Below are 3,843 nucleotides of genomic sequence, written 5' to 3' on the forward strand. Positions count from 1 at the left end.
GCGCGCGCCCCCGCAAAAGACCATCGAAGTTGCACGCCGACAAGGGCTATGACTACAAGCGTTGCCGTGCGCACTTGAGACAACGGGGCATCGCCAGCCGCATTGCCAGGCGAGGCGTTGAGAGTAGCGAGCGACTGGGCAAGCATCGCTGGGTGGTGGAGCGGACTCATGGATGGTTTGCAGGCTTTGGCAAGTTGCGAATCCGCTTTGAACGACGGCTGGATATCCACGAAGCGCTGCTAAAACTGGCAGCGGCGATCATCTGTGCACGCTTCGTGGATCGGTGGTGTTAGCCACTCTTAGGCCGGTATTCCAACGTAATCCGATTTTGAATCAAATCCAGGGCACGCGCTCGCTGCTCTTGATCTGCCGCCTCGAATCGCTCCCAAAAATCAGCAGGAAAGGAAGCCACGCTCCCCGCGGTGCCATCAGGGAACTCAAACCGAAGGGTATCTTCCACCCACTTCAGCGAGACGCCTTGACCTTCCGCCCACTGAGCCAGGTGAGCAGTCAAAAGCTGTTGTCCGTTCATTTACATGATCCTCAATTAGGGAAAGCCAAAATGTATGCGACCAGGCACTCCACAACTGGGAGCGATTTGACGATTTTGCCGTACCGGAGACAGGCACGCTCTAAATCCCACCCCTCGCCAACTGCAAGGAGGCTTGGAAGACATGACTGCTGAAGCCATCACCACCAGCCTCTACCTCACCGAGGAGGAGATAGACGGTCTGTGCAAGCCCCTGAAGCAGCGCTTCGCCCAGCGCCGGTACATCGAGCAGGTGCTGGGCCTCCCGATAGCCGGCATTCGTCCCGACGGGCTGCCCCTGGTGGGCCGCACCATGGTGGACGAAAAGCTCAACAACAAAAAACCGTCCGTGTCCGAACGCGGATTCAAATGGAGTAAGTGATGGGTCGTAGAAGAGAGCGGGCATCAGGCTTCGGCCTGCTGCCGCGAATGGAGGCCAAGCCTCGCAAGAATGGGCTTGTCACCTACCGATATCACCCGGTGGGCAGCAAGCCCATCAACCTGGGCACCGACCGCACAGCGGCCATGCAGGCCGTGCTGGAGATGAACCACGCGCCCAACTCCCAGGGCACGATCCGCGAGCTCTGGGACCTGTACCAAAAGACCGCCCGCTGGACGGCCCTGGCCGAGCGCACGAAAAAGGACTACGAGTCCTACAGCCTGAAGCTCATTGAGGTCATGGGTGAGGTGCCGGCCGCCGCAGTGCGCCCCACCGACATCGCCAGGTTCCTGCGCGTGGAGCGTGCAGACGCACCCGTGCGGGGCAATCGAGAAATCGCCCTGCTCTCCAACCTGATGAACGTGGCCATCGAGCGCGGGCTGATCGACGCCAACCCGTGCAAGCAGGTCAAGAAGAACAGCGAGCGAGCCCGGACGGAAGCGCCGGAGCCGGCCGAGCTGCGAGCCTTCCTGGACTGGCTGGAGGCCGGTAGCCCAGCGCGCAAGACCCTGGCCCTGATGGCGGAGTTTGCCGCCTTGGCTGGCTCGCGCCGCGTGGAGTTCCTGGCCCTGCAGGTGCCGCAGATTGATATGCAGGCCGGCGAGATCCGGCTGATGCGCGCCAAGCAGCACGGCGGCACGAAGCGGGCGGAGAACATCGCCATGGGTCCGGCCATGCTGGACCTGGCCAAGAGGCTGCTGCAACTGCCACGCCCCGAGACATCGCTGCACGTCTTCATCAACCAGCACGGCAGCCCGCTCACGGAATCGGGCTTCACCACAGGCTGGCAGCGGGCCATGGTCGAGGCCCTGGAGACCAAGGTGATCAGCCGGCGCTTCACCTTCCATGACCTGCGGGCCTACTACACGACCCAGCACAAGGCACGGTATGGCGCCCTGCCCGAGCTTCACGCCAGCTCGGCCACCACGGCCCGCGTCTACGACCGCTCGAAGGTCTCAAAACGGCAGTCCCTGGGCTGACCTCTATTCCCAAATTGGGAATAAAACAAAAGCCGCGCTACCTTTACGATAGCGCGGCTTCCGCGTGTTTGTTGGTGGGTCCTGCGAGATTCGAACTCGCGACCAACGGATTAAAAGTCCGATCCGCCGAAATAGGAATAATAGAAAAGCCCTTTTTTATCAACAACTTGCAGCGATGGCCACGCTTCTGGTTTTTTCAAAGTTATGCCTTTTTCACACTATTTCAGCCTACTTTGGGCAGGTTTTGGTCATAGCAAAGAGCTGTATGGCTAGTCAGCTGTTTGCTCTGGGCTCGGCCAGTAATCCCGCCGTTGCCTCGTAGCAACGATGTGTGGAGGCTTCCAGCTCCGCGCTGATCAGCCTAAGCACCTTCCGTGCTGTAAGGAGCATCGTGGGCCTATGTAGGTGGCTACATCTTTCCTACGTCTTCCCCTGCGCAGGACAACATCCCAGCCTTCGGATCAACTTACACAACACCCTTCCAAAGGGTTAATCATGTGTAGGCCCGAACCCCAGCCACATCGACTTCACCCCTCCATCTTCCCTCAGACACACGCAGACCATTTGAAGACCTCGAGACTCTCCTTTATCAAAAATACGATTCTTTAGGCTACAGTCACGTAACAAAAAAAGCGAGCCTGACGCTCGCTTTTATGATAATTTAAATATACTAATCGCTTAACTTTTCCACGATTAGAGCAGCGCCGCTACCTGACTGCAAAGTCACCGCCCCAAGCATTCCAAAGAATTGAACATTCAGTATATCGCCGGCACTCAAAGTGATAATTGATTCACCATCGAATCTTGAGACGCTGGTCGCTGTATTCTCTGTAAGCGCATCAACTGCTGCACCATTCAACAGAACCCTTGCCGAAACAAGCATATTGTTAGTAATTTTAATAGAATATTTAACTCTATACCTACCGCTCGAAGCAACCGTAAATATCGTATTTGAACCATTGACCACAAAACCAGAAAGATTCTGCGAGTTAGGTAATGGAATATCGGTCCCACCGAGAACCACAGCTATTACAGAACCGCTAGTGTTGTGAGCAGCCATTGAGGTGGCAGTAGTTCCTCCAGCCCCTGCTGGTCCGGTGGGGCCCGTTGGGCCAGGCAAGCCAATATCACCCTGCGCCCCCGTGGGACCTTGAAGGCCCGTGGCACCAATGGGGCCTTGAGCGCCTGTCTGGCCCGCTGGACCTTGAAGGCCAATCGGACCTGTGGGTCCCGCCGGGCCTGCCTGGCCAGTGGCGCCAGTCGCGCCTGCCGGTCCTGTGGCCCCGGTCGCTCCGGTGGCTCCTGTCGGGCCCGGGTTCCCCACAATCGCGCCTGCCGCGCACTTACCCAGTCGTCCCGACGCGTCGTCATAGCAGGCCACGCTGCCAGCCTCCGTTGTATTGGACAGGTTGGGCAGATATACATCGCCTGTTTCCATCACCCGGAACCGCTCTGCATTGCCTGCATTGTTCTTGATGACGAATCCACCATTGGCCGGTGGTGTGATGGTGATGTCGGCGCCGCCAGGAGCCGCCACTGCAGCGCCGCTCAAGACGATGGCCGCAGCGAAAGAGACAGAGCGCAGCGTGAATTTCATGGTTTTCATAGTCTGAATGTGTAGTGGCTAACGTTGTGCAGTGCGGCGCTGACGCCAAAGCGCCAGTCCCATGAGCAGAGAGAGAAGCACCAACCCATACTCGCTCAGTGTGGGAATGGCCGCAGCCGATGGGCCGGGACCTGCACCGATCTGCACAGTGGGCGGAACCGTCGCATTGGTGCGTACCACCGTCGCACCGGGACCCAGGTTGATGACCGCAGTGCCGCTGGCAGCCTGCAGCACCACAGGCTGACCAGGCACTCCCTCGACGGTCAGCGTCCCGAGCACGGTGATATTT

The 3,843-nt window shown here is 58.6% G+C and carries 6 protein-coding genes and 1 tRNA gene; 3 read left to right on the top strand and 4 right to left on the bottom strand.

Annotation, left to right across the window (positions count from 1 at the left end; genetic code table 11):
- On the top strand, positions 1-293 hold a 293-nt coding region (locus GRX31_RS30185; protein ID WP_160856227.1), incomplete at its 5' end, for a transposase.
- Here the strand turns inward: GRX31_RS30185 and GRX31_RS30190 are convergent.
- The gene (locus tag GRX31_RS30190; RefSeq protein ID WP_160856229.1) at positions 290-532 is read right to left on the bottom strand and encodes a hypothetical protein; all 243 of its coding nucleotides are present in this window, start codon (positions 530-532) and stop codon (positions 290-292) included. The genes GRX31_RS30185 and GRX31_RS30190 overlap by 4 nt on opposite strands.
- Before the next feature lie 142 nt (positions 533-674).
- Here GRX31_RS30190 and GRX31_RS30195 point away from each other — a divergent pair, with 142 nt between their 5' ends.
- Together GRX31_RS30195 and GRX31_RS30200 are read left to right on the top strand one after the other, a co-directional pair.
- Positions 675-911 (top strand): hypothetical protein, encoded by a 237-nt coding sequence (locus GRX31_RS30195; protein ID WP_160856231.1) that lies wholly within the window; start codon positions 675-677, stop codon positions 909-911.
- A complete protein-coding gene (locus GRX31_RS30200; RefSeq protein WP_160856233.1) occupies positions 911-1,948 on the top strand; it encodes a tyrosine-type recombinase/integrase in 1,038 nt (345 codons plus the stop codon). Before GRX31_RS30195 ends, GRX31_RS30200 begins: the two co-directional genes overlap by 1 nt.
- 72 nt (positions 1,949-2,020) lie before the next feature.
- Here GRX31_RS30200 and GRX31_RS30205 read toward each other — a convergent pair.
- The 3 genes from GRX31_RS30205 to GRX31_RS30215 all read right to left on the bottom strand — a co-directional run.
- Positions 2,021-2,100, bottom strand: a tRNA-Lys gene (locus tag GRX31_RS30205).
- Between the two features lie 518 nt (positions 2,101-2,618).
- Positions 2,619-3,545 (bottom strand): BclA C-terminal domain-containing protein, encoded by a 927-nt coding sequence (locus GRX31_RS31095; protein ID WP_272918463.1) that lies wholly within the window; start codon positions 3,543-3,545, stop codon positions 2,619-2,621.
- A gap of 27 nt (positions 3,546-3,572) precedes the next feature.
- The coding region (locus tag GRX31_RS30215; protein ID WP_160856237.1) for an IPTL-CTERM sorting domain-containing protein at positions 3,573-3,843 on the bottom strand (271 nt) is incomplete at its 5' end.

The sequence above is a fragment of the Delftia sp. CH05 genome (assembly GCF_009827015.1).
Taxonomy (GTDB): Bacteria; Pseudomonadota; Gammaproteobacteria; order Burkholderiales; family Burkholderiaceae_C; genus Comamonas; species Comamonas tsuruhatensis.